The sequence below is a fragment of the Microbacterium sp. AG157 genome (assembly GCF_003385695.1).
In the GTDB taxonomy this organism is placed as follows: domain Bacteria; phylum Actinomycetota; class Actinomycetes; order Actinomycetales; family Microbacteriaceae; genus Microbacterium; species Microbacterium testaceum.
Window position 1 is genome coordinate 335048 of sequence record NZ_QRDK01000002.1, and the last position, 24034, is coordinate 359081.

Here is a 24034-nt window from a genome sequence, read left to right on the forward strand (position 1 = left end):
CGATGACACCTCGCCGGCGGGACGATGAGGACACGCTCACCGCACGGCCGACCCCGGCCCCTCCCGATTGGCTCGACATGGCGAACGACATCACGTTCCGCATCTCCACCACACGCTTCGACGAGGACTACGCACCCTCGTCCAGCTCGCGGATCACCACGAACTTCGCCAACCTCGCCCGGGGCGAGCACCGCCGACAGAACCTGCGCAACGCGCTGGCCATGATCGACCGCCGCTTCAACGAGCTCGCCGACGCCGACAACCCTTCGGGCGACCGCTACCGCGTCGAGCTCGACATCGTCTCGGCCGAGCTGCAGTTCGACGACGCCGGCGACGACCGCGCGTTCCCCCTGCTCGAGGTCCTCGACATCCACGTCGTCGACACCGTCACGGGTGAGCGCCATCAGGGCATCGTCGGGAACAACTTCTCGTCGTACCTGCGCGACTACGACTTCAGCGTGCTGCTGCCCGCGGCCAACGGCGAGGGCAAGAGCTTCACGCTGCCCGAGGACTTCGGCATCCTGCACGGCAAGCTCTTCCAGCACTTCCTCGACTCCGAGGCCTACCGCGAGCGCTACACGCAGTCGCCCGTGGTGTGCATCAGCGTGTCGACGAGTCGCACCTATCACCGCACCGGCGTCGTACACCCCGTCCTGGGGCACGAGTACGAGCAGGACTCGTTCTCGCTGACCGACGAGTACTTCGCAAAAATGGGCCTGCAGGTGCGGTACTTCATGCCGCGCGGCAGCGTCGCCCCGCTGGCGTTCTACTTCCGCGGCGATCTGCTCGCCGACTACACCGACCTGCAGCTGGCGGGCACGGTGGCCACGATGGAGACGTTCCAGAAGATCTACCGCCCCGAGATCTACAACGCGCACGAGCCCGCGGGCGAGGTCTACCGCCCCACGCTGGCCCACGAGGACTTCACCCGCACGAACATCGCGTACGACCGCGAGGAGCGCAGCCGCCTGGGCATCACGCAGGGCCGCTATACCGAGGAGCACTTCGTGAAGCCCCACCGTGCCGTGCTCGACGCGTGGCTCGTCTCCGACGCCCTCCCGACCCGATGACGACCCCGAAGGCGACCACTGTGAACACCGTGCTGCCCACTTCCATCGTCGGAAGCCTCCCCAAACCCGCGTGGCTCGCCAAGCCCGAGGTGCTGTGGTCGCCATGGGAGCTCGACGGCGACACGCTGGTCGAGGGTAAGCACGATGCCCTGCGCAGCGCCGCCAAGGAGCAGGAGCGCCGGGGCCTCGACATCGTCAGCGACGGCGAGCAAACCCGTCAGCACTTCGTGACGACCTTCATCGAGCACCTCGAGGGCGTCGACTTCGAGAACCGCGAGACCGTGCGCATCCGGGACCGCTACGACGCGAGCGTGCCGACGGTGGTGGGCGCGGTGAGCCGCCGCCAGCCGGTCTTCGTCCAGGATGCCGCCTTCCTGCGCCAGCAGACGGACCGACCGATCAAGTGGGCCCTTCCCGGCCCCATGACGATGATCGACACCCTCGCCGACCATCACTACCGCAGCCGCGAGAGGCTCGCGTGGGAATTCGCGACCATCCTCAACCAGGAAGCGCGCGAGCTCGAGGCCGCGGGAGTCGACATCATCCAGTTCGACGAGCCCGCCTTCAACGTCTTCTTCGACGAGATGAAGGACTGGGGCGTGGCCACTCTCGAGCGGGCGGCCGAGGGACTGCGCGCCGAGACCGTGGTGCACATCTGCTACGGCTACGGCATCAAGGCCAACACGGACTGGAAGGCGACGCTCGGGGACGAGTGGCGCCAGTACGAGGAGTCGTTCCCACTGCTGCAGCGCTCGAGCATCGACACCGTCTCGCTCGAGAGCCACAACTCGCACGTGCCGATCGATCTCATCGAACTCATCCGTGGCAAGAAGGTCATGCTCGGTGCGATCGACGTCGCCAGTCACGAGGTGGAATCCCCCGAAGAGGTCGCCGATACCCTCCGGCGAGCCCTGCAGTTCGTGGATGCCGACAAGCTCGTCGCCAGTTCGAACTGCGGCATGGCGCCCCTCCCCCGGCAGGTGGCGTTCGAGAAGCTCAGCGCCCTGTCGGCGGGTGCCGGCATTCTCCGCGACGAGCTCGCGCGCGTTCCCGCCTGAGAGACGCGCGATCCGTGGCAGAGTCGACGGTGTCCCCCTTCACCGCCGAGGAGAACCATGCCCATCGCCGCCGATGATCCCCGCCTGACGTCCGCCTTCACCGCGTCCTCCACCCGCTACGACGACGTGCCGTTCCTGCGCGCCGGGGCGAGCGGCATCCCCCTCCCCCGCATCTCGCTCGGCCTGTGGCAGAACTTCGGCAGCGGACGCACGCTCGATTCGCAGCGCGAGATCCTTCGTCATGCCGTCGACCGGGGCGTCGTGCACATCGACCTCGCGAACAACTACGGTCCGCACTACGGTGCGGCCGAGGCGACCTTCGGGACGGTCCTCGACAGCGACTTGCGCCCCTACCGCGACGAGCTGTTCCTCTCGACCAAGGCCGGATACGACATGTGGCCCGGTCCATACGGCGACGGCGGCTCGCGCAAGTATCTCGTGCGCTCGCTCGAGCAGAGTCTCACGCGCATGCGCACCGACTACGTCGACGTGTTCTACTCGCATCGCGTCGACACCGAGACGCCGATCGAAGAGACGGTCACGGCCCTCGCCGACATCGTGCGCAGCGGCAAAGCCCTGTACGTGGGCATCTCGAACTACCCGGCCGAACTCACCCGTCGCGCGCACGAGCTGCTCGCGGCCGAGGGTGTACGCCTGTTCATCCACCAACCGCGGTACTCACTGTTCGACCGCACGCCCGAGGCGGAGCTGTTCCCGACACTGCGCGAGCTGTTCGTCGGCAGCGCGGTCTTCTCGCCCCTCGCGCAAGGTCTGCTGACCGCGAAGTACCTCGACGGCACCGTGCCCGCCGACTCGCGAGCGGCCGACAGCCGCTTCCTCGACGAGTCCGCCCTCACCGACGATTACCTCGAACGCATCCGCGGCATCGACGGGGTCGCCCGCGAGGCGGGGCTGTCCATCCCGCAGCTGGCCGTGGCGTGGGTGCTGCGCGACCCGGTGGTCACGACCGCGATCATCGGGGCTTCGCGCCCGGGCCAGATCGACGACGCCGTCGAGGCGAGCAAGGTCGCACTGAGCGACGACGTGATCGCCGCCCTCGAGCCCTTCGCCGCCCCCTCCGGCGGGTCGCTGCGCTGAGCGACGCACAACCACGGCGTCGGCGCAAGCGGCGCGGCATCCGGCGCTGGATCGTGTGAGGTGAGAACCCACACACAATCGAGGAGGCGTTATGGGTGTCGCACGTTGGATCGGAACCGGAGCGGTCGCTCTGGCGGGTGCCGTCCTCGCCAGGACGGCGATCGGCCGCGCTGCCGCCGCCGGCACCGTCGCCTACCGGGTCTGGAAAGACCCGAAGGTGCAGAAGATCCGCCGCAAGGTGCAGGCGAAGGTTCTCAGGCAGCGCTCGCAGCGCTGAACTGCCCCGGGCCCGGGTCGCGATCGTCGACCCGGGCCTTACGCGTGCCCGGGGGCCGGTTCCAGTGGCAAGGGCGAAACGGGCTTGGTGACCCCGAACGCGAAGGTCGTGTCGATCGACGACAGCGACGGGATTGCACGCAGGTGCTCTCGGAGGAGCCGCTCGTACTCCTCGAAGCTCGGCGTGACGATGCGCACGAGGTAGTCCCAGTCGCCGGCGAGCAGGTGCGCTTCGACGATGTGCGGGATCGCACGCAAGCGCTCCTCGACGGCATCCACCGTCGCCCCCTCGTGCGAGGCGAGACGCAGGCGCACGAAAGCCGTGATGGTGAGGTCGACCGCCTTCGGAGAGACGACCGCGCGGTAGCCCTCGATGACGCCCGCCTGTTCGAGCTGACGCACGCGTCGCAGACACGGCGACGGGGAGAGGCCGACGCGATCGGCGAGTTCTTGATTGGAGAGCCGTCCGTCGTTCTGCAACTCGCGCAGGATGAGTCGGTCGATGCGGTCGAGGGGGTTCATAAGGCAGATTCTGCCAATTTCGACCCCGCGAGAGCAAGAATCGCAATCGCCTGCGTCGGTGGTCTTTCTACGCTCGCAGGGTGACGACGTTCGCCCTTCCGCTCCCCCTCGCCCTGCCCCGCCGCACCGTCGTCGGCGTCACCGCTCTCGCCGCCGTCGTTGCTCTGTGGGCGTCGTTCGCGCTGTCCACTCGCGCTCTCGAGAGCGCCGGACTCACCATGGCGGATGCCGCGATCGTGCGCTTCGCCGTGCCCGCCGCCGTGCTCAGTCCTTGGATTCCTCGGACGCTCCGCGCTCTGCGCGCCGAGCGACCGTCGGTGCTGGCCCTCGTGCTGCTGGCCGGGCTTCCGCACTTCCTGCTGTTCGCGTGGGGTGCGCACCTCACCTCCGCGGCGCTCACCGGACTGCTCGTGCCGGGGACCGTCCCCCTTTTCGTCGCGCTGCTTCTCTTCCTCCGCTACCGCCGCCGGATGTCGGCACGACGCCTGCTCGCCCTCGCCGCGATCGTCGCCGGCGTGATGGCCAGTGCGCTGTTCACCGGCGGACCGGCCGGGCCCGGCGGGATCGCGGTTCTGCTCGCCGCCGGCCTCGTGTGGGCCGTCTACACGCTCGGGGTCGCCCGCACACGCCTCGATCCGGTCGCGGTGATCGTGGTCGTGTCCGTCGTCTCGGTGGCATCGGCTCTGCTGCTGGCCGCGACCGGAGTGCTCCCCTCGACGCTGTTCTCCGGCACCGCCGACCTGGGCAGCGTGGCGACCTACGCCCTCGTGCAGGGCGTCGGCACGGGGCTTCTCTCGACCGCCTGCTACGTCGTAGCGGTCAAGAACCTCGGCAGCAGTCTGCCCGCCGCCGCCGGCGCCCTCAGCCCCGTACTCACCGCCATCGTCGCCGTGCCGCTGCTCGGAGAGCATCTCGGACCGGGCCTCGGCCTCGCTCTGGCACTCATCGTGACCGGTGTCGCGGTCTTCGCCCTCACCCCCGCGACGACGAACGCGCCCGAACCCGCGCACTGACGGCATCCATTCCCCCGTCCGCTCCGAAGAAGGGTGGAGGCTCGTCGCGTCTGCGCGAAGGGCGGAGACGAGGAATGCCATGACGACCGACACCGCGGCCCGGACCGGGAACAACACCACGGTCCGCCGCCCGCACGCCTGGATCTGGGCAGCACTGGCCGGCATCGTGTCGGCGGCTGCCCTTCTCGCCGTCGCCGAAGCGCTCGCGGCTCTCGTCGCGCGGTCGGCGAGCCCGATCCTCGCGGTGGGCTCGTTCATCGTCGACATCGTCCCGCGCCCCCTCAAAGAGCTCGCCATCACGCTGTTCGGCGAGAGCGACAAGATCGCCCTGCTCGCGGGCGTGGGTCTCGGCGCCGCCGTGGCCGCCGCGGTCGCCGGTGCTCTCGAGTATCGCTTCCGCTTCGTGGGTGCGATCCTGCTGGGAATCGGCGGCATCCTCGCGACCGCAGCCATCGTCACCCGCACCGGAGCCGGCGCCCTGGCCTGGCTCCCTCCGGTCATCGGCACGGTCGCGGGCATCCTCGTGCTCCTTCTGGCCATCGTTCGCTTGCGGCGCTGGGTCTCCGCGGCCACGGCGGACAGGGCGGATGCCGTGGGCACCGACCGTCGCCAGTTCCTGCTGTTCACCGGCATCAGCGCGGTCGGCGCGGTGATCGTGGGCGTCGGCGCTCGCGTGCTCAACACCGCCACCTCGTCGGTCGCCGCGGCCCGCGACGCACTGCGGATCCCCGCAGCCCGCACGACCGTCACCGTGCCCGAGGGGGCGAACTGGGACATCGCCAACCTGAGCCCGATCATCACGCCGAACGGCGACTTCTACCGCGTCGATACGGCGCTGACGGTTCCGAACGTCGATCCCACGACCTGGCGCCTCTCGATCGAGGGCATGGTCGACAACCCGATCGAGCTGAGCTTCGACGACCTCGTCAACATGGGTCTCGACGAGTACGGCGTGACTCTGACGTGCGTCTCCAATGAAGTCGGCGGCGGTCTCGTCGGAAACGCCATCTGGACCGGCATCCCCATCCGCGATGTGCTGCGCATGGCGGGCGTCCAGGGAGATGCCGACATGGTGTTGTCCGAGAGCGTCGACGGGTACACGGCATCCACTCCGCTCTCCTCGCTCACCGACGACAACCTCGACGCGATCTTCGCCGTGAAGATGAACGGCGAACCCCTCCCGTTCGAGCACGGCTTCCCCGTGCGTATGGTCGTGCCGGGCCTGTACGGCTACGTGTCGGCGACGAAGTGGGTCACCAAGCTCACGGTGACACGGTTCGATAAGGACGAGGCGTACTGGACGCCGCGTGGTTACTCCGCCGAGGCGCCGATCAAGATGTCGTCGCGCGTCGACACCCCGAAGATCGGATCTCCCGTCCCGGCGGGCGCCGTCGTCGTCGCCGGCATGGCCTGGGCGCAGCCCGTGGGCGTGCAGAAGGTCGAGGTGAGCATCGACAACGGCGAATGGCAGGAGACGCAGCTGTCGACGCCGATCAACGACCAATCGTGGGTGCAGTGGAAGCTGGACTGGACCGCCGAGGCCGGCACGCACTACATCGCGGTTCGCGCCACCGACAAACAGGGCAACCTTCAGATCCAGGATCAGGCGCCGATCGCTCCCGACGGATCGAGCGGGTGGCAGCGGACGCTCGTCACCGTCTCGTCGTGAGGGGCCGCCCGGGAATGTCAATCTCTATTCCCGGGCGTGCACCCGGGGCATGATCGGCATATGCCTTCAGCAAGCACCCCGGCCCGCACGGGCGCTCTCCTATGACCATGGTTCCGGATGATCCGCCCCTGTCCTCCGCCCCTCCCGGTGTCGACCCCACCCACCCCCTGACGAGTATCCGACGCTCGATCCCCCAGGACTGGGACGAGCAGGTCGATCTCTTCGCGATCGTCAAGCTCGACAGCGGCGGTTTCGTGCGCGGCTGGAACCTCGGCGCCGAACGGATCAAGGGGTACCACGAGCACGAGATCCTCGGTTCTCATTTCTCGCGCTTCTATCGCGAAGAAGACCGGCACCGAGGCAGGCCCGACCAGCTGCTCGCCGCCGCCCAGCGCGACGGACACGTCGAAGACACCGGCTGGCGCGTGCGCAACGACGGCAGCGAGTTCTGGGCACGCGTGACGATCTCCGCGATCCGCAACGACCAAGGCCAGGTGCGGGGATTCGTCAAGATCGTGCGCGACCTGACGACCGAGAAGCAGGCGGCCGACGAGCGTCTGGCTCTGCAGCGAACCTTCGCGCACGACCTGCTCTCTCCCGTCACCGCGCTGCGCGGCTACCTCGACCTCATCGGCGAGGAGCTTCCCCCCGACCACCGCCTTCTGCATCTCGCCGCCCAGGCGAGCGACCACATCATCGCGATGGCCCAGGCGCTCATGGCCGACGTCACCACCGCGTCAGAGCGAGGACGCCGCCGCGCGAGCCTCGATCTGATCGCGCGCGGGGCGGTCTCGCTGGTGCTCCCCGGAGATGCGCCCGGACGAGTCGTCTTCGGACAGATGGATGCCGTCCCCGTCTGGGGCGACGTCCTGGGGCTGCGACGCGCCATCGCCAACGTGCTCGAGAACGCCGCGAAATACTCCGACGACCTCATCGAGATCGACGCCTTCGAAACCGACGAGGGCGCCGCGGTCCGCGTGCGCGACCGGGGGCGTGGCATTCATCCCGACGATCTCGCCTCGATCGCGCAGGAAGGCAACCGCGGTCGGCTCGCCGACGCCGGCGACGGCGGACGCGGCATCGGACTGGCGAGTGTCCAACGGATCATCAGCGAGCACGGCGGAACACTGCGCATCACCAGTGCTCCCGGCACGGGGACGAGCGTGACGATCACGATTCCGCGCGCCGACGACGAGACGGGCCCCGCACCGCGCGCGTGAGGGTCGGCTCAGGCCCGCGAGGTCGTCACGTCCGCACCCGCGGCCGCGATCTCCGTCAGGGCGGCGGCGCTCGAGTCGGGGTGCACCCCGGCGACCAGGTCGGTCAGCACGCGCACCCGTCGCCCCGCGCCGAGCGCATCGAGGGCCGAGGCCCGTACGCAGTAGTCCGTCGCGATCCCCACGACGTCGATGTCCCGGATGCCGTGAGACTCGAGCAGGTGCGCCGCGGTCTCGCCATCGTCGGTGATGCCCTCGAACAGCGAATAGGCGGGTTCGCCCTGCCCCTTCTTGAGGTGATGGGTGACGCGAGAGGTATCGAAGACCTCGTCGTAATCGGCGCCGAAGGTCCCGCCGACGCAGTGGACGGGCCACGTGTCGACGAAGTCGGGGGCGTCGGAGAAGTGTCCACCGTTGTCATCGTCGCCGTGGTGCCAGTCGCGCGAAGCCACGATCAGCGCGTAGTCGTCGGCGTGCTCTGCGAGGTAGTGCGAGATGCGCGCCGCCACCGCGTCGCCCCCTTCGACGCCCAGCGCCCCGCGCTCGGTGAAGTCGTTCTGGACGTCGACGATGAACAGGGCGCGCGTCATGCGTCGAGCCTACGCGTCTCGGCATCCGCGCGCCCCAGCTTCGACGGCCACCAGATACGGCGGCCGAGGTCGTAGGCGAGGGCGGGCACGAGGAGGGAGCGGACCACGAAGGTGTCGAGCAGGACTCCGAACGCCACGATGAAGGCGAGCTGGGCGAGGAAGAGGATCGGGATGACCCCGAGAGCGGCGAACGTCGCCGCCAGTACGAGACCGGCCGAGGTGATCACGCCACCCGTTGCGACGAGTCCGCGCAGGATCCCCGCACGCGTGCCGTGCGCGAGCGATTCCTCCCGCACCCTCGACATCAAGAAGATGTTGTAGTCCACGCCCAGCGCCACCAGGAAGACGAAGCCGTAGAGCGGCACGGCCGGGTCCGCTCCCGGGAAGCCCAGGATGCCGTCGAACACCAGAGCGCTGACGCCGAGAGCGGCCCCGAACGACACGATGACCGTACCGATGAGGATGACGGGCGCGACGATCGAGCGCAGCAGCGCCATGAGGATCAGCAGGATCACCGCGAGCACGATCGGAATGATCAGTGTGCGGTCACGGATCGACGTGTCGATCGAATCGATGTCGGTCGCGGTCACCCCGCCCACCAGCGCCGTCCCCTCCCCCAACTCGACGGCCACAGCGGTGCGGAGCTGACGGACGGTGTCGTCCGCCGCAGACGAATCGGCCGTGTCGGCGAGGGTGGCGGCCAGCAGCACATCGCCGTCGGAAACCGTCGGGGACGGGGCGGGTGCGCCGGGGGCACCGAGCGCCGTCGTCTGCAGGACGCCGTCGACCACGGTCACCGACGCCTGCCCGCCGGGGGCGTCGGCGCTGAACACCGAGACCGCCTCGATCCCCGAGGCGTTCTGCAGCACGGACACGGTCCGAGCGGCCTCCCTCTCGGGGACCAGCACGTAGGCAGGACTGCCGGAGCCGCCCGGAAAGTGCTCGGCGAGCGCGATCTGCCCATCGCGCGCCTCCGAGGCGCCGAGGACGAGGTCGCTCGCGGGCACGCCGTCGGCGCGCAGCTGCGTGATGCCGACGCACGCCGCGAGAAGCACGAGCGTGCAGATGACCCATATGGGACGAGCGCGACGGGCCACGAGACGCGCCTGCCGCGGCCACAGGCCCTTCACCGGCTGCGTGAGGTCGGCGGGGAGTGCCGACCGGCCCGGCTTGGGCAGGAACGGCCAGAAGGCGGCCCGACCGACCAACGCCAGCAGCGCGGGCAGGAACGTCAGCGCCGAGAGCACCGCGAAGGCGATGCCGATCGAGGCGATCGGCCCCAGAGCACGGTTGGTAGACAGATCGGACAGCAACAGGCAGAGAAGGCCCGCGATCACGGTGCCACCCGATGCCAGGATGGGCTCGAAGGCGCCCCTCCACGCTCGGGTCGTGGCATCCCATCTCCTCAGACCTTCGCCGACGGCCTCACGGAACCTCGCGACGTAGAGGAGGGCGTAATCGGTGGCCGCACCGATGACGAGGATGAAGAGGATCCCCTGCACCTGGCCGTTCAGCACGACGATCCCGGCATAGGCGAGCCACCACACGGTGAGAAGAGCGACGCAGAGCGCGAACACCGAGGTGAGCAGGACCAGGATCGGCAACAGAGGAGATCGGTACACGATCACGAGGATGACGAACACCGCCGCGAGCGCGACGACCAGCAACAGACCGTCGATGCCGAGGAAGCCCTTCACGAGGTCGGAGGTGAACCCGGCGGGACCGGTGACCCACGCCTCGACCCCGGCGGGAACCTGCGCCGACACCCTCTCGCGCACCTGTTCGACGACCTCCCGCACCTCGCCGGAGCTGTCGATCGGAACGAAGATCTGCGCCGCCTGACCGTCGTCCGAGACCACGGGGGGCGAGGCGTCGCCCGTCACTCCCTCGACGGCGGCGATGTCGGTGGCAAGGCTCTGCAGGGCGGCGACCTGCGCATCGCTCAGGGCGCTGCCGTCGGGCGTCGTGGCGACCACGATTGCGGGAATCGTGTCGCTGCCGGTGAAGTCCGTCAACCGTTCGCTGACGCGCGTCGCATCGGCCGACTGCGGCAGGAACGAGGACTGATCGTTCGTCGCGACCTGGTCGACTCTGCCGAAGAACGGCCCGCCGATCGATCCGCCGACCACCCACAGCAGCACGAGCAAACTCGGGATGCCGACACGCAGCCACCGCGAGACACGCGGGGGCCGCACGGAGCGCCGGGTTGTTCCCCCTCGGGGGGAGCGACGAGTGGGTGCAGAGGACGAAGCCATATAGCTAGCTTATCTAGCGATATGTCCTGTGCGCCAGTCGGTCACCCCCGAGCGAACAGCACCACGATCGAGACGACGAACGCCAGGACGCCCAGGCCGAGCACTCCCGCGGCGAGCAGAGAGACGAAACGGACGAGGGGCGAGGAGCGCGCGAGCCGCATGCGGTTCACCGCACCACGGCGATAGAAGATGTCGGCCATATCGGCGGCGCCGATCTTCGCCTCGTCATGTGCCGAGAGGGGCGCCTCGTTCACTCCCCCGTCGGCGTCGAACCAGCGGACCACGCGGCCGCCCTCGACATCCTCGACGACGGCGCGGGCGGGAAGCCAGGTGCCGTCGGCCAGCAAGAGGAACACTGCCGCGAAAGCCAACAGCAAGCCACCACCCAGACCCACCCACGTGAAGATCTCGATGACGGCATCGAGGGCGTTCGACACGGGAGCTCCAGCGAGGTCAGCGGGCGGAGGACGGCCGTCACGCGAGCGCGGAACGAGGCGGGATCAGCCTATCGGGCCGCCACCGGGCTCACCGGGGACGGACCGGCTGCAGCGCCTCGAGACGCCGCGTCGCGATCAGAGCGAGAGTGAGCGGCAGAGCCGCGACCCTCGGGGCCGACCATAGACGGAACAGTGCGGAAGAGGCGGTCGGGTATCTCGTCGATGAAGAAAGGCCCCCACCCGGTGGAAGCGGGTGAGGGCCTTCGGAGCCGCCTAAGGGAATCGAACCCTTGACCTATTCATTACGAGTGAATCGCTCTGCCGTCTGAGCTAAGGCGGCATGTGCGCGCTGTCGCGTGCACGATCATCGATCTTACATGCTCCAGCGGGTGTCGAGGTACGCGGTCAGTAGTCGCCGGCCGCGGTACGGTCGGCGAGGATGTCACGGCTCGACGACAGCCCCAGGCGTGTGGCGCCCGCGGCGATCATCTCTTCGGCGGCGGCGCGGGTGCGCACGCCCCCGGAGGCCTTGACCTCGGCGCGGTCACCGACGGTGCGCTTCATCAGCTCGACGGCGTGGGCGCTCGCGCCGCCGGCGGGATGGAAACCCGTCGACGTCTTCACGAAATCGGCACCCGCGTTCACCGCGGCCTCGCAGACGGCGATGATCGCCTCGTCGGAGAGCGCCGCCGACTCGATGATGACCTTCAGCACGGTGGGGGCGGGAGCCGCGGCGCGGACGGCGCGGATCTCGGACTCGACGATGTCGTAACGCCCCTCGACGGCCGCGCCCACGTCGATGACCATGTCGATCTCATCGGCGCCCTGGGCGACCGACAGGGCGGCTTCCGCCGCCTTGACCTCGGCGTGGTGCTTACCGCTCGGGAAGCCGCACACGACCGCGAGCTTGAGTCCCTCCGGCAGCTGCACCGGCAGGAAAGAGGGCGAGATGCACACGCTGTAGGTGCCGAGCTCGGCGCCCTCGGCGATGAGGCGCTCGACGTCGGCGCGGGTGGCCTCGGGCTTGAGCAGCGTGTGGTCGATGTAGGTCGCCAGGTCGGCGATGGGCGCGGTCATGGGGGTCTCCTCGGGGTGTGACGTCATCAGCCTAGGCGGGCAGGCGGCCGGGCGCGCGGCGTTACTCGCAGCGCAGCCCCTGGGCGGGCACGGTGCCGTCGACCAGATAATCGTCGACGGCCGAGTTCACGCAGTCGTTGCCCTTGTTGTAGGCGAGGTGTCCCTCACCCACGTAGGTCACGAGCACGCCCTGCGAGAGCTGACCGGCGAGCGCTTGCGCCTCCGTGTACGGCGTGGCGGGGTCGCCGGTCGTACCGAGGACGACGATCGGCGGGGAGCCCGGGGCGGTGATCGCCTCGCGCTTCCCGGTCGACGGTGCCGGCCACGCGGCGCACGCGTCGGGCCCGAGCCAGTACGGTGCGACGACCGGCGCCTTCTGCTGAAGCTCCTGCTCGATCTGCGGGTCGTTCTCGTCACCCTCGTCGGGATAATCGACGCAGTTGTAGGCGCGCAGCGCCTGCATCGTGTTGTCCTGGTACTTCCCATCGACGCGACCGTTGTAGAAATCTGCGAGCTGGAAGGCGACGGAGGCATCACCGTTCTGCACGCCGGTCAGAGCGATTCGGAGGTACGGCCAGTTCTGGTCGCTGTAGAGCGCCGCCACGATCGACGTCACGAGGGTGTCCGCGCCGAGCTGTCGGCCATCGGGGCCGGTCAGGGGACGAGCGTCGACCCGCTCGAGCAGCGAGGAGAGGTCGTTCATCGCGTCGTCGACGGAACCGGTGAACGGGCAGTCCGAGCTCTTCAGGCAGTCCGCCATGAAGGCGCGCAGGGCGTTCTCGAATCCGACCGCCTGGGCGATTCCGCTCGCGCTGCTGGGCAGGCTGGGGTCGATGCCGCCGTCGAGCACCATCCGGCCCACGCGATCGGGGAAGAGCCCGGCGTACGTGGTGCCGAGGAACGAGCCGTACGAGAAACCGAGGTAGTTGAGCTTCTTATCGCCCAGGACCGCCCGAAGCAGGTCCATATCGCGCGCCGCGTTCTCTGTGGAGACGTACGGCAGAATACCGTCGCTGTTCTGCTGGCACGCCTGCGCGAAGTCGGCCTGACGCTTTTCGAGGGCGGAGTTGCGCTCGTCGCTGCCGCGCGCTCCCGGCGGGATGTCGTAGAGGAACGCATCCATGCCCGCCGCGTCATAGCAGGTGACCGGGGCAGACTGGCCGACACCGCGCGGGTCGAAGCCGATGACGTCGTACTCCCTCGTGAGCGTCTCGTCCGCCACGAGCGAGAGGGAGTCGCGCACGGTGGAGACACCGCTCACGCCGGGCCCGCCAGGGTTGGTCAGGAGCGACCCCAGGGGCTGTCCCGATGTCGCTCGGTGGCGGATGACGGCCAACGACAGCTCGCCCTTCGACGGGTCGGAGTAGTCGCGCGGAGCCGTGACCGTCGTACAGTCGAAGCCCGCCGAACCGCAGTCGGTCCAGCTGAGCTCCTGCCCGTAGTACGGCAGGAGCGAGGCGTCGATGCCCTCGGTCTGCGGAGTCAACGACGGGCCTACGGCGGGAGCCATGGGCGGGATCTGCGCGTAGAGGCAGGCCGACAGAGCGAGAACCAGACCCGCGACGCCCGCGACGACGGCCGCGAGACGGCGGCGCACGCTCACGGGGCGGATCCGTTGGCGACGGTGATCATGAGACTCTCCAGCGCCAGCAGCGGGGCGGCGTTCTGTTCGAGGTTGCGGCGGGTGACCGATATGCGGTCGAGGACTCCGAGTGTGCGCGAGGGCGACCATTCCGAGGCCAAGGCGCGCAGGGCATCGAGGCGCTCGCTGTTCACGAGATCACCTTCGCGACCGTATTGGATCATCACGACGTCGCGGAACAGCGACTGCAGGTCGGTGAGCACGCGGTCGATACCGTCGCGCAGGCTGCGGGTCGCACGGCGCTTCTGATCGTCTTCGAGGGCGTTGACCTGACCGCGCACGGACGGGGGCACCGCGGCCCCCTCGGCCACGCCGAGCATGCGCAGGAGCGAGCGGCGCTCCTCTTCGTCACGGGCGGCCGTGAGCGCCTTGGCGTCGTCGGTCGCCAGGCGCACGATTCGCCCGGCGACCTCGACGGCGTCGCCGATGCCGCGCACGGCGAGAACGGCGGCGAGGGTCTCGGCTCGACGTCCGCGCGCGTCGTCGTCGGTGGCGAGGCGTTGCGCCATCCCGATGTGGCGCTGTGCGTGCCGGGCAGACTCTTCGGCGATGTCGGGGCTCACTCCCGTGCGCTCCACGATGAGAGCGGCGACGTCGGAGACGGACGGCTCGCGCAGGCGCAGCACGCGCACGCGCGAGCGGATGGTGGGCAGAAGGTCGGCGTCGCTGGGCGCGCAGAGGACCCACACCGTCTTCTCGGGTGGCTCCTCGAGGGCCTTCAACAACACGTTCGAGGTGCGCTCCGCCATGCGATCGGCGTCTTCGACCACGATCACGCGGTGACGACCGAGCGAGGGGGCGAAAGACGCGCGTTCGACCAGGCGGCGCGCCTCGTCGATGCGGATGACGACCTGCTCGGTGCGCAGCGCGGTGAGATCGGGGTGCGTGCGGGCGAGCACCTGACGCTGCGCCTGTTCGTCACCCGGATCGGCGATGAGTGCCGCGGCGAACGCGTACGCCAACGTGGAGCGACCGGAGCCCGGAGGTCCGGTGATGAGCCACGCGTGGGCGAGGGCGGAAGGGTCGGACGCCGCGTTCTGCAGCGTCTGCACCGCCTCGTCCTGCCCCCACACGGCATCCCAAGGAAATGCCGCCGCCCCCGCAGCGGGAACGGATGGATCGAGGGCGATGGACATGGGCTCCAGCCTAACCGCGGGGTCGGACACGGCCGCTGGCGTTCGGCTGTGGATCGCCCGGCGCTGCGTCAGCTGAGGCGTGCGAAGACCGCGGCGCGCACGTGGCGCGCGAGCTCGTCCGCCGGAAGTGTGGCGTCGAGCACGAGGAACCGCCGCGGTTCAGCGACGGCGAGGGCCAGGAAACCGGCCCGCACACGCGCGTGGAACTCGCTCTTCTCCGCCTCGAGCCGGTCGAACGGCTTGTCGTCGGCATCCAGTCGACGACGCGCTGCAGCAGGATCGAGGTCGAGCAGCACCGTGAGGTCGGGGAGGAGACCGCCCGTCGCCCAGAGCGACAGGGTGCGGACGTCGTCGGCATCCAGGACCCTGCCCGCGCCCTGATAGGCGACCGAGGAGTCGAGGTAGCGGTCCTGGATCACGACGTCGCCGCGGGCGATGGCCGGCTGAACGACGGTCTCGATGTGATGAGCCCGATCCGCCGCGTACAACAGGGCCTCGGCTCGCGCCGCGATATGACCGCGATGATGCAGGACGATGTCGCGGATGCGCACTCCCACCTCGGTACCACCGGGCTCGCGCGTGCGGACGACCGTATGGCCACGCGAGCCCAACCAGTCCTCGAGCATCGATGCCTGGGTCGTCTTGCCCGCGCCGTCGCCGCCCTCGAAGGTGACGAACAGGCCGGGACCCCCGGCCGAGGCCGCCCGGGGGACGGTCAGCGGCCGGGTGGGGTCCTCGGTCACGACTTCTTCGCCGGCGCCTTGCGCGTGGATGCCGCCTTGGGCGCCGCCGCTGTGGTGGCGGCGGTCTTGGCCGCCGCGCTCTTGGTCCCGGTCGTCTTCGCCACCGTGGTCTTTGCCGCGGCGGTTCTGGTCGCCGTGGTCTTCGCCGCGGTCGTCTTCGTCGTGGCCTTCGTCGCCGACTTCGCCGGGGCCTTGCGGGCGGCCGTCTTCTTGGGCGCCGGGCCCTTGGCGCGTTTGTCGGCGATCAGCTCGACCGCACGCTCGAAGGTGATGGCCATCGCGTCCTCGCCGCGCGGAACGGTCGCGTTGGTTTCACCGTCGGTGACGTAGGGGCCGAAGCGGCCGTCCTTGAGCTTGATGGGCTTGCCGCTCACGGGGTCGGCGTCGAATTCCTTCAGCGCGCTGGACGCGCGGCGGGCGCCGTACTTCGGCTCGGCGTACTTGGCGAGGGCCTGTTCCAGCGTCATGTCGAAGATCTGCTTCTCGTCGTCGAGCGACCGCGAGTCCGTGCCCTTCTTGAGGTAGGGACCGAAGCGACCGTTCTGCGCGGTGATCTCGTCGCCCGATTCGGGATCGGTTCCGACGACGCGCGGGAGCGAGAGGAGCTGCAATGCCGTGTCGAGGTCGACGGTGTCGACCGACATCGACCGGAACAGCGACGCCGTCCGGGGCTTGGGGGCCGCTTCTTTCTTCGCCCCTCGCTTTTTCGGAGCCTCCACGACCTCGCCCGTGGCCTGGTCGACCTCTTCGGGTTCCTCGGCGTCGACTTCTTGCACGTAGGGACCGAAGCGGCCGTCCTTGACGACGACGAGCTTGCCGTTGTCGGGATTCTCCCCCAGCACACGGTCGCCGGCGACGGGGGCGTCGATGAGCTCCTGGGCTTTCGCGGGCGTGAGCTCGTCGGGAGCCAGGTCTTCGGGGATGTTGACGATACGGGGCTTCGCGTCGGGGCCGGCTGAGGGGTCGGTGACCTCGAGGTAGGGGCCGTACTTGCCGAAGCGCAGCGTCGCCGTGTCGGTGATCCGCGTGGAGTTGAGTTCGCGAGCGTCGATTTCGCCGAGGTTGTCGACGATGTGACGCAGGCCCACCTGCTTCTCGGATCCGAAGTAGAACGACTTCAGCCACTCCGTACGACGCTGCTCACCGCGCGCGATCGCGTCGAGATCGTCCTCGAGGGCGGCGGTGAAGTCGTAGTCGACCAGATCGGCGAAGTGCTCCTCGAGCAGGCGCACGACGCTGAAGGCGAGCCAGCTCGGCACGAGGGCCTGGCCGCGCTTGCTGACGTAGCCGCGATCGAGGATCACGCCGATGATGCTGGCGAACGTCGACGGGCGACCGATCCCCTTCTCTTCCAGCGCCTTGACCAGGCTGGCCTCGGTGTAACGCGGCTTCGGAGAGGTGCTGTGACCCTTGGGCTCGACGTCGCTGACCGACAGCGTGTCGCCGACGACGACGGCGGGGAGGGACTGATCGGCGTCGTCATCGTTGCGCTTCTCGTCGGCTCCTTCCTCGTACGCCTCGAGGAAGCCCTTGAACGTGTAGACGGTCCCGGATGCCGTGAACTCGGCGACCTGTGCACCGGCTTTCACCGTGAGGGTGACGGTCGTCGTCTCGTACTTGGCGTCCGCCATCTGGCTGGCGACGGTGCGCTTCCAGATGAGGTCGTAGAGCTTCTGCTCGTCGCGATCGAGCGAGGAAGCGAGCGACGCGGGCGTGCGGAAGGTCTCGCCCGAGGGACGGATCGCCTCGTGCGCTTCCTGCGCGTTCTTCGACTTGCTCTTATAGACGCGCGGGTTCGCAGGGACCGCCTTGTCGCCGTAGAGAGCGACGGCCTGAGCACGCGCTGCCGAGATGGCCTGCCCCGAGAGGGCGACCGAGTCGGTACGCATATAGGTGATGAAGCCCTTTTCGTAGAGTCGCTGCGCGACGCCCATGGCGTGCTTGGCGCTCATGGAGAGCTTGCGACCCGCCTCCTGCTGGAGTGTGGAGGTGGTGAAAGGCGCGCGAGGACTACGCGTGCCGGGCTTGGCCTCGACCTTGGCGACGGTCGCGGTGCCGGCGGCGGTGATGGCGTCAGCGAGAGCGCGGGCCTGTTTCTCGTCGAGCACGACGACGGCCTTCTTGAGCTGACCGTTGTCGTCGTAGTCGCCGCCGCGGGCGATGGGCGCGCCGTCGAGACGGTTCAGGCGGGTGGTGAAGGAGGAGCCGGACTGAGACGCGAGAGCCTCGACGTCCCAGTACGAGGCGGAGACGAACGCCATGCGCTCGCGCTCACGCTCGACGACCATGCGGGTTGCGGCGGACTGCACACGACCGGCGCTGAGGGCGGTGCCCTCACGACCCGAGCCGACCTTGCGCCAGAGCACCGGCGACACATCCCAGCCGTAGAGGCGGTCGAGAACGCGACGCGTTTCTTGCGCGTCGACGAGGGAGACGTCGAGCTCACGGGTGTGCTCGGCCGCTTCCTTGATGGCGTCCTTGGTGATCTCGTGGAAGATCATGCGGCGGACGGGGACCTTGGGCTTGAGAACCTCGAGCAGGTGCCACGCGATGGCCTCGCCCTCGCGGTCACCATCAGTGGCGAGCAGGACTTCGTCGGCGCCCTTCAGCGCCCGCTTGAGCTCGGCGACCGTCTTGGTCTTGCGGTCGTTGACGACGTAGAAGGGATCGAAGTCGTTCTCGACGTCGATGGAGTACTTGCCGTACGCCGCCTTCTTGTCAGCCGGGATCTCTTTCTTCGACGCGAGGTCGCGAATGTGACCGACCGAGCTGAGCACCTCGTAGTCGTCGCCGAGGTATCCCTGGATCGACTTCATCTTCGTCGGGGACTCGACGATGACGAGCTTCTTTCCGTTTGCCACTGGGGTCCTTTCGTCGATGCACACCATACACACGCCTCCCTGTTCGGGTTCCGGGAGGTCTCACGGGATCGCGGCCTCAGGGGGTCCGGCCCGCGAGCGCGCATCGAATGAAATCCCACCGTACGCCCCGGCGACGGTGATGGTGGCGATCAGGCCCTCGACATCGCACTCCCGAAGGCTCGCGTTCCCGGCCTCAGCGATGCGCGCAGCCTCGTCGCAGGGCACACCCGTCACCGCTCCACTCGCGGCGTCCGCGGCCGCGAGGGCGGCGGCATCGGCTGTCCCCGCGAGGCGTTCGGCGGCGAGCGCCGCGCCGCCGACCACGCCCAGAGCGGCGATGAGGCCCGCGATCACCGCGGCCACGCCGACGCTGGACACGGCGCCCGCCATCAGCGACCCCCGTCGAGGGCGCAGGCCCGAGCGGATGCGGGCGGGAGCGGAAGCGCGAACGGCACCGGCAGCGATGCGCGGACGCACACCACTCCCCCGCCGCGGTTCACCGACGCGTCAGCACCGATCTCTGCGAGGCGCGCCAGCGCCCCGCCGTCACCGCGTCCGAGGAGACGCGCGGCCTCCGCCGTCATCTGCTGCGCACGGACAGTGGTTGCCACCGAACCGAGCACACCGGCGCCCAGCGCAAGGACGAGAAGGACAGCAGGCAGCGCCACGGCGAACTCGGCGGTGACCGCCCCACGCTCCCCGAGCTGCGGCATCCTCACTGGACCGTCAGTGCCCGACGCACGAGATCCGTCAGAATTCTGCGCACCTCGTCGCTGCGCATGATCATGACCAGCAACCCCGCGAACGCCACGGCCGCCATGGTCGCGATGGCGTACTCGGCGGTCGCCGCACCCCGTTCGTCGAGGAAGAGGGCTCCGGCACGTGCGCTCGTCAGTGGGGGCAGGTCTGCCCCCCGTCGAGGACGCGGGGCAGTGGGAACGAAACGGAACACGGGAACTCCTTCTTTTCAGGGGTGGATGGACGGAGATCACGGCAGCGCCGTGGATCGTAGGACGGCGAGCGCCGTGGGGACGACCGCGATCACAAGGAACGCCGGGAGGGTGCACAACCCGAGGGGCACGAGCAGGCGTGTCGAGAGCCGTGCCGCGGACACGCGGCCCGCGCTCCGAGCCCGGTAGCGCGCGATCCATGCGTCGCCGCGCAGCAACTCGGCAGCCGGAACTCCGGCGCGAGTGGCCAGCTCGAGGGTGTCGATGACATCGGTGCGCCCGGTGGGGTCGAAGCCGAGATGGCCGATCAGCCCCCGCGCCCGGTCGACGGAGACGCCCGCAGAGAGCGCCACCGCCCACAGCTCGGCCTCGAGCCCGGGGATCGCAGACGGCGGCTGGGCCCTGCGGGAGAGACGCCGCATCCACAGGTACGCCGTCGCCATGAGAGTGAGCCCGAGCGCCAGACAGCACTGCCCGAGGGGATCTCCGAGCAGCGTGCCGACCGGGTCGAAGCCCAGGAGACCGCCGAGCGGGACGCCGACAAGAGGTAGCCAGCCGAGAAGGCGTGCGGTCGCGGCCGGCTCGGCAAGAGCGACGCGCACGTCGGAGGACACCTCGGCCGTCTCGCGCAGCGCGCCCACGACCGAGCGGAGAGCATCGGACAACGGGGCCCCTGCGGCCACGGCCACGCTCCAGATCGCCGCGAGACCGCTCCACGAATCCCCGGCCTGCCGAAGGACCGTGCCGACGTCCGCTCCCCGCTCGGCGGCGTCCGCAGCGGCGGTGAGCGTCGGATCACCGCTCTCGGCGAGATATCTCCAGGCGAGAGTCGGGGCTGTTCCGCCGGACAGCAGGACGGCGAGACGCAGAACCGTCTCGATCGGATCGGCGGCCCTCACCTCGCGAAGTCGATGTCGCTCGGGTCGGAGCGCTGTCCGCGCCTTCACGTCCACTTCTCCGGCTCGATGAAGAGGCGCCCGTCCCTGACCACGGGCCGGCCCAGGCCGGTGATGCATCGACGCCCGTCGACCCGGTCCACGTGGATCACCGCGTCGATGGCCCCGGCGCTCTGACGCGCACACGTTCTGGCATCCATCCCCGCGAGCGCACACAGGGCTTCGAGACGCGTCGCGACCTCGGCCAGGCTGCTGGCATGAAGGGTCCCCGCTCCACCATCGTGGCCGGTGTTGAGCGCCATGAGGAGGTCTCGGATCTCTTCCCCTCGGCACTCGCCGAGGATCAACCGGTCGGGGCGCATGCGCAGCGCCTCCCGCACGAGGCGGGAGAGGGAGATGCCGCCGGCACCTTCGATGTTGGGTTGCCGAGCCTCGAGCGCGACGTGGTGGGGGTGGTCGGGGTGGAGCTCCGCGACCTCTTCGATCGTGATGATGCGTTCCGTCGCGGGGACCCGCGACAGCAGAGCTGCGAGGAGAGTCGTCTTTCCCGCCCCGGTCGGTCCGGCGATGAGGACGTTCTCGCAACCGTCGACCAGAGCCTGCAATCGCTCCTGTTGATACGCGGAGAACATGCCCGCGCGCTGCAGGTCGGACAGGTCGGGGCCGTCGAACGCGGGGACCCGGACGGAGATGCTCGTTCCGCTCGCGGCCACGGGAGCGAGAACGGCGTGCACCCGCACGCCCCTCTCGAGCCGGACGTCCACGCACGGCGATGCATCGTCGAGGTGTCGTCCTCCGAGTGCGATCAGATGCACCGCCAGACGGCGCACCTCTGCTTCGGTGGCCTGCCACGATGTCACGCGCTCGACCCCCTCCCCCCGGTCGACGAAGAGTCCTCGGTCGCCGTTGACGAAGAGGTCGGTCACGCCCGGGTCGTCGAGGAAGGGGCGGAGGAAGGCCACTGCCGGATCGAGCGTGTCGACGGCCGCGGCGTCGAAGCCGCTTCCGAGCGGGGCGAGGGAGGTCACGACGACGACGGTAGAGCTGCGATGCCCTGGGCTGCGGGCCGGCAGAGGCGAACGGTGGATGCGGCGCGAACACCCGTTCCTGGGGAGGAACAAGTTCGGGGAGGCGCGGCCACCTCTCGTCAGCGAGAGCCGCCGGCGCAAAAAAAAGGGGGCGGCATCCCTACAGTGGGGGGCGAGGGATGCCGCCACGCGCCGGGGAAAAATTGGGGGGCTCCCCCCGACGCGAGTGCCGGAAGCGATGTTCGGGCGCTAGCTAGCGTACGCGTGCAAATCAGTCAGGCCAACTCGACCGACCTATTCATGGCGATATATCACCTGTTTCCCATCCACCCCGATCCCATCTATCGGAGGTGGCCGGTGTCGGAGGCGGTCGATAGCGTGACCGAGGTGAGGACACCGCGCGCAGGTGCGCGGGTCCGTGAACGCGAAGGAGCGCCGCGATGAGCAGCCAGATCGATCACCTCCTCAACGAGACCCGCCGGTTCGCGCCGTCGGCCGACTTCGCCGCGCAGGCCGTCGCCGACCGCACCCTCTACGAGCGCGCCGCAGCGGACCGCGAGGGCTTCTGGGCCGATCAGGCGCGTGAACTGCACTGGCACACTCCCTTCACCCAGGTGCTCGACTGGTCGAACCCCCCGTTCGCGGAATGGTTCGCCGACGGAGAGCTGAACGTCGCATACAACTGCCTCGACCGGCACGTCGAAGCGGGCAACGGCGATCGCATCGCTCTGCGCTGGGAGGGCGAGCCCGGCGATCAGCGCAACGTCACCTATGCCCAACTGACCGACGAGGTGAAGCGCCTGGCGAACGTCCTCACCGAGCTCGGCGTCGAGCGCGGCGATCGCGTCGCGCTGTATCTGCCGATGATCCCCGAGGCCATCGCCTCGATGCTCGCCGTCGCGCGCATCGGCGCCGTGCACTCCGTCGTCTTCGGCGGATTCTCGGCCGACAGCCTGCGCGCGCGTATCGACGATGCCGGCGCCAAGCTCGTCATCACCGCCGACGGAGGATGGCGAAAGGGGAAGGTTTCCCCCCTCAAGCCCGCTGTCGACCTGGCGCTCGCCGACCGCAACGGCTCCGGTGAGCAAGAGACCGTCGAGCACGTGCTCGTGGTCAAGCGGGGCGGCAACGAGGTCGACTGGTCCGAGGGCCGCGACCTCTGGTGGCACGACGTGGTTCCGAAAGCCTCCGCCGACCACGAGGCCGAGGCGTTCCCCGCCGAGACCCCCCTCTTCATCCTCTACACCTCGGGAACCACCGGGAAGCCGAAGGGCATCCTTCACACGTCGGGCGGGTACCTCACCCAAGCCGCATTCACCAACCGCGTCGTCCACGACGTCCACCCCGAAACGGACGTGTACTGGTGCACCGCCGACATCGGATGGATCACAGGACACACCTACGTCACGTACGGTCCCCTAGCCAACGGCGCGACGCAGCTGCTCTACGAAGGCACCCCCGACACGCCGCACCCGGGACGCTGGTGGGAGCTCATCGAGAAGCACGGCGTGACGATCTTCTACACGGCGCCGACCGCGATCCGTTCGTTCATGAAGATCGGGCGCGACGTGCCGCAGAAGTTCGATCTGTCGTCGCTCCGTCTGCTCGGTTCGGTGGGTGAGCCCATCAACCCCGAAGCCTGGATCTGGTACCGCGAGATCATCGGCGCCGACAAGACCCCCATCGTCGACACGTGGTGGCAGACCGAGACCGGTGCCATCATGATCTCCGCGCTCCCCGGAGTGACCGAGACCAAGCCCGGCTCTGCCCAAGTGCCGATCCCCGGCGTCTCGATCGCCGTGGTCGACGAGCAGGGCGAGCCGGTCGGCAACGGCAGTGGGGGCCTCCTCGTCATCACCGAGCCCTGGCCGAGCATGCTCCGCGGCATCTGGGGAGACCCCGACCGGTACCGCGAGACCTACTGGGAGAAGTTCGCTGACAAGGGCTACTACTTCGCCGGTGACGGCGCCCGTCTCGACGACGACGGCGACGTGTGGCTGCTCGGCCGGGTCGACGACGTCATGAACGTGTCCGGCCACCGGCTCTCGACGGCCGAGATCGAGTCCGCCCTCGTCGGACACGAGGGCGTCGCCGAGGCCGCCGTGGTCGGCGCGAGCGACGAGACCACCGGTCAGGCGGTGGTCGCTTTCGTATGTATCAAGCAGAGTTACTCGACGAAGCACGAGGAGTTGACGGGTCTCGTCGACGAGTTGCGGGCGTGGGTGTCCCAGCAGATCGGTGCGATCGCTCGCCCTCGAGATGTGTACCTCGTCACGGAATTGCCGAAGACACGATCCGGCAAGATCATGCGTCGCCTCCTCCGAGACGTGGCGGAAGGTCGCGAGGTCGGTGACACCACGACGCTCGCCGACACGATGGTGATGTCCACGATCAGGGGGCAGGTCACAAGCAAATAGCCGTGGGGCGGTCGTTGGTGCTCGAAGACGCCTGTAGCGTCGGCGGCTCGGCAGTCGGAACTCGCCGCCGACGCCCTTC

The 24034-nt window shown here is 69.1% G+C and carries 22 protein-coding genes and 1 tRNA gene; 8 read left to right on the plus strand and 15 right to left on the minus strand.

The window, feature by feature from the left end:
- Positions 1–77 precede the first annotated feature (77 nt).
- The 4 genes from DEU35_RS07425 (at position 78) to DEU35_RS07440 (ending at position 3503) form a co-directional block, all read left to right on the plus strand.
- Entirely contained in the window at positions 78–1070 is a 993-nt protein-coding gene (locus DEU35_RS07425) for a putative oxygenase MesX (RefSeq protein ID WP_116239111.1), read from the plus strand.
- 20 nt (positions 1071–1090) lie between these two features.
- A complete protein-coding gene (locus tag DEU35_RS07430) occupies positions 1091–2128 on the plus strand; it encodes a methionine synthase (RefSeq protein WP_103206441.1) in 1038 nt (345 codons plus the stop codon).
- Between the two features lie 57 nt (positions 2129–2185).
- Positions 2186–3226: an aldo/keto reductase gene (locus tag DEU35_RS07435; protein WP_116239112.1), complete on the plus strand. Its 1041-nt coding sequence runs from the start codon at positions 2186–2188 to the stop codon at positions 3224–3226.
- Positions 3227–3317: 91 nt separating this feature from the next.
- The gene (locus DEU35_RS07440) at positions 3318–3503 is read left to right on the plus strand and encodes a hypothetical protein (protein ID WP_116239113.1); all 186 of its coding nucleotides are present in this window, start codon (positions 3318–3320) and stop codon (positions 3501–3503) included.
- A 38-nt stretch (positions 3504–3541) separates the two neighbouring features.
- Here DEU35_RS07440 and DEU35_RS07445 read toward each other — a convergent pair whose 3' ends face one another.
- Complete coding sequence (locus DEU35_RS07445; RefSeq protein WP_116239114.1) at positions 3542–4024, minus strand: Lrp/AsnC family transcriptional regulator; 483 nt, start codon at positions 4022–4024, stop codon at positions 3542–3544.
- 80 nt (positions 4025–4104) lie between these two features.
- Here DEU35_RS07445 and DEU35_RS07450 point away from each other — a divergent pair, with 80 nt between their 5' ends.
- From DEU35_RS07450 to DEU35_RS07460, 3 genes are all read left to right on the plus strand, one after another.
- Entirely contained in the window at positions 4105–5037 is a 933-nt protein-coding gene (locus DEU35_RS07450) for a DMT family transporter (RefSeq protein WP_116239115.1), read from the plus strand.
- A gap of 79 nt (positions 5038–5116) precedes the next feature.
- Positions 5117–6706 carry a molybdopterin-dependent oxidoreductase gene (locus tag DEU35_RS07455; RefSeq protein ID WP_116239116.1) on the plus strand — a complete coding sequence of 530 codons (1590 nt, stop codon included), beginning with the start codon at positions 5117–5119 and terminating at the stop codon, positions 6704–6706.
- A gap of 107 nt (positions 6707–6813) precedes the next feature.
- Positions 6814–7926, plus strand: a complete 1113-nt coding sequence (locus DEU35_RS07460) for a PAS domain-containing sensor histidine kinase (RefSeq protein WP_116239117.1) — start codon at positions 6814–6816, stop codon at positions 7924–7926.
- Between the two features lie 8 nt (positions 7927–7934).
- Here DEU35_RS07460 and DEU35_RS07465 read toward each other — a convergent pair whose 3' ends face one another.
- From DEU35_RS07465 to DEU35_RS07530, 14 genes are all read right to left on the minus strand, one after another.
- Positions 7935–8513, minus strand: coding sequence for an isochorismatase family protein (locus tag DEU35_RS07465; RefSeq protein WP_116239118.1), 579 nt, complete (start codon positions 8511–8513; stop codon positions 7935–7937).
- A complete protein-coding gene (locus tag DEU35_RS07470; RefSeq protein ID WP_116239119.1) occupies positions 8510–10768 on the minus strand; it encodes an efflux RND transporter permease subunit in 2259 nt (752 codons plus the stop codon). The genes DEU35_RS07465 and DEU35_RS07470 overlap by 4 nt, the downstream gene beginning before the upstream one ends.
- Positions 10769–10809: 41 nt before the next feature.
- Positions 10810–11205 carry a hypothetical protein gene (locus DEU35_RS07475; RefSeq protein ID WP_103206133.1) on the minus strand — a complete coding sequence of 132 codons (396 nt, stop codon included), beginning with the start codon at positions 11203–11205 and terminating at the stop codon, positions 10810–10812.
- 267 nt (positions 11206–11472) lie between these two features.
- Positions 11473–11545, minus strand: a tRNA-Thr gene (locus tag DEU35_RS07480).
- Positions 11546–11610: 65 nt separating this feature from the next.
- The gene (deoC, locus tag DEU35_RS07485) at positions 11611–12309 is read right to left on the minus strand and encodes a deoxyribose-phosphate aldolase (protein WP_116239120.1); all 699 of its coding nucleotides are present in this window, start codon (positions 12307–12309) and stop codon (positions 11611–11613) included.
- Positions 12310–12343: 34 nt separating this feature from the next.
- Positions 12344–13885 carry an alpha/beta hydrolase gene (locus DEU35_RS07490; protein WP_258873393.1) on the minus strand — a complete coding sequence of 514 codons (1542 nt, stop codon included), beginning with the start codon at positions 13883–13885 and terminating at the stop codon, positions 12344–12346.
- Positions 13882–15060 (minus strand): DNA polymerase III subunit delta', encoded by a 1179-nt coding sequence (locus DEU35_RS07495; protein ID WP_181904606.1) that lies wholly within the window; start codon positions 15058–15060, stop codon positions 13882–13884. Before DEU35_RS07495 ends, DEU35_RS07490 begins: the two co-directional genes overlap by 4 nt.
- A gap of 68 nt (positions 15061–15128) precedes the next feature.
- Entirely contained in the window at positions 15129–15803 is a 675-nt protein-coding gene (gene tmk, locus DEU35_RS07500; RefSeq protein WP_116239122.1) for a dTMP kinase, read from the minus strand.
- Positions 15800–18664 carry a type I DNA topoisomerase gene (gene topA / locus DEU35_RS07505; protein ID WP_116239123.1) on the minus strand — a complete coding sequence of 955 codons (2865 nt, stop codon included), beginning with the start codon at positions 18662–18664 and terminating at the stop codon, positions 15800–15802. Before topA ends, tmk begins: the two co-directional genes overlap by 4 nt.
- Positions 18665–18724: 60 nt before the next feature.
- Positions 18725–19054, minus strand: a complete 330-nt coding sequence (locus DEU35_RS07510; RefSeq protein WP_103206129.1) for a helicase — start codon at positions 19052–19054, stop codon at positions 18725–18727.
- Entirely contained in the window at positions 19054–19377 is a 324-nt protein-coding gene (locus DEU35_RS07515) for a TadE family protein (RefSeq protein ID WP_103206128.1), read from the minus strand. Before DEU35_RS07515 ends, DEU35_RS07510 begins: the two co-directional genes overlap by 1 nt.
- Positions 19378–19379: 2 nt before the next feature.
- Positions 19380–19616: a DUF4244 domain-containing protein gene (locus DEU35_RS07520; RefSeq protein WP_116239124.1), complete on the minus strand. Its 237-nt coding sequence runs from the start codon at positions 19614–19616 to the stop codon at positions 19380–19382.
- 36 nt (positions 19617–19652) lie between these two features.
- Positions 19653–20513: a type II secretion system F family protein gene (locus DEU35_RS07525; protein WP_170210616.1), complete on the minus strand. Its 861-nt coding sequence runs from the start codon at positions 20511–20513 to the stop codon at positions 19653–19655.
- A 44-nt stretch (positions 20514–20557) separates the two neighbouring features.
- Positions 20558–21538 (minus strand): TadA family conjugal transfer-associated ATPase, encoded by a 981-nt coding sequence (locus DEU35_RS07530; RefSeq protein ID WP_174799646.1) that lies wholly within the window; start codon positions 21536–21538, stop codon positions 20558–20560.
- A gap of 440 nt (positions 21539–21978) precedes the next feature.
- On the opposite strand from DEU35_RS07530, the gene acs reads away from it, so the two are divergent.
- Positions 21979–23955 carry an acetate--CoA ligase gene (gene acs, locus DEU35_RS07535; RefSeq protein WP_103206125.1) on the plus strand — a complete coding sequence of 659 codons (1977 nt, stop codon included), beginning with the start codon at positions 21979–21981 and terminating at the stop codon, positions 23953–23955.
- The last annotated feature ends 79 nt before the right edge of the window (positions 23956–24034 follow it).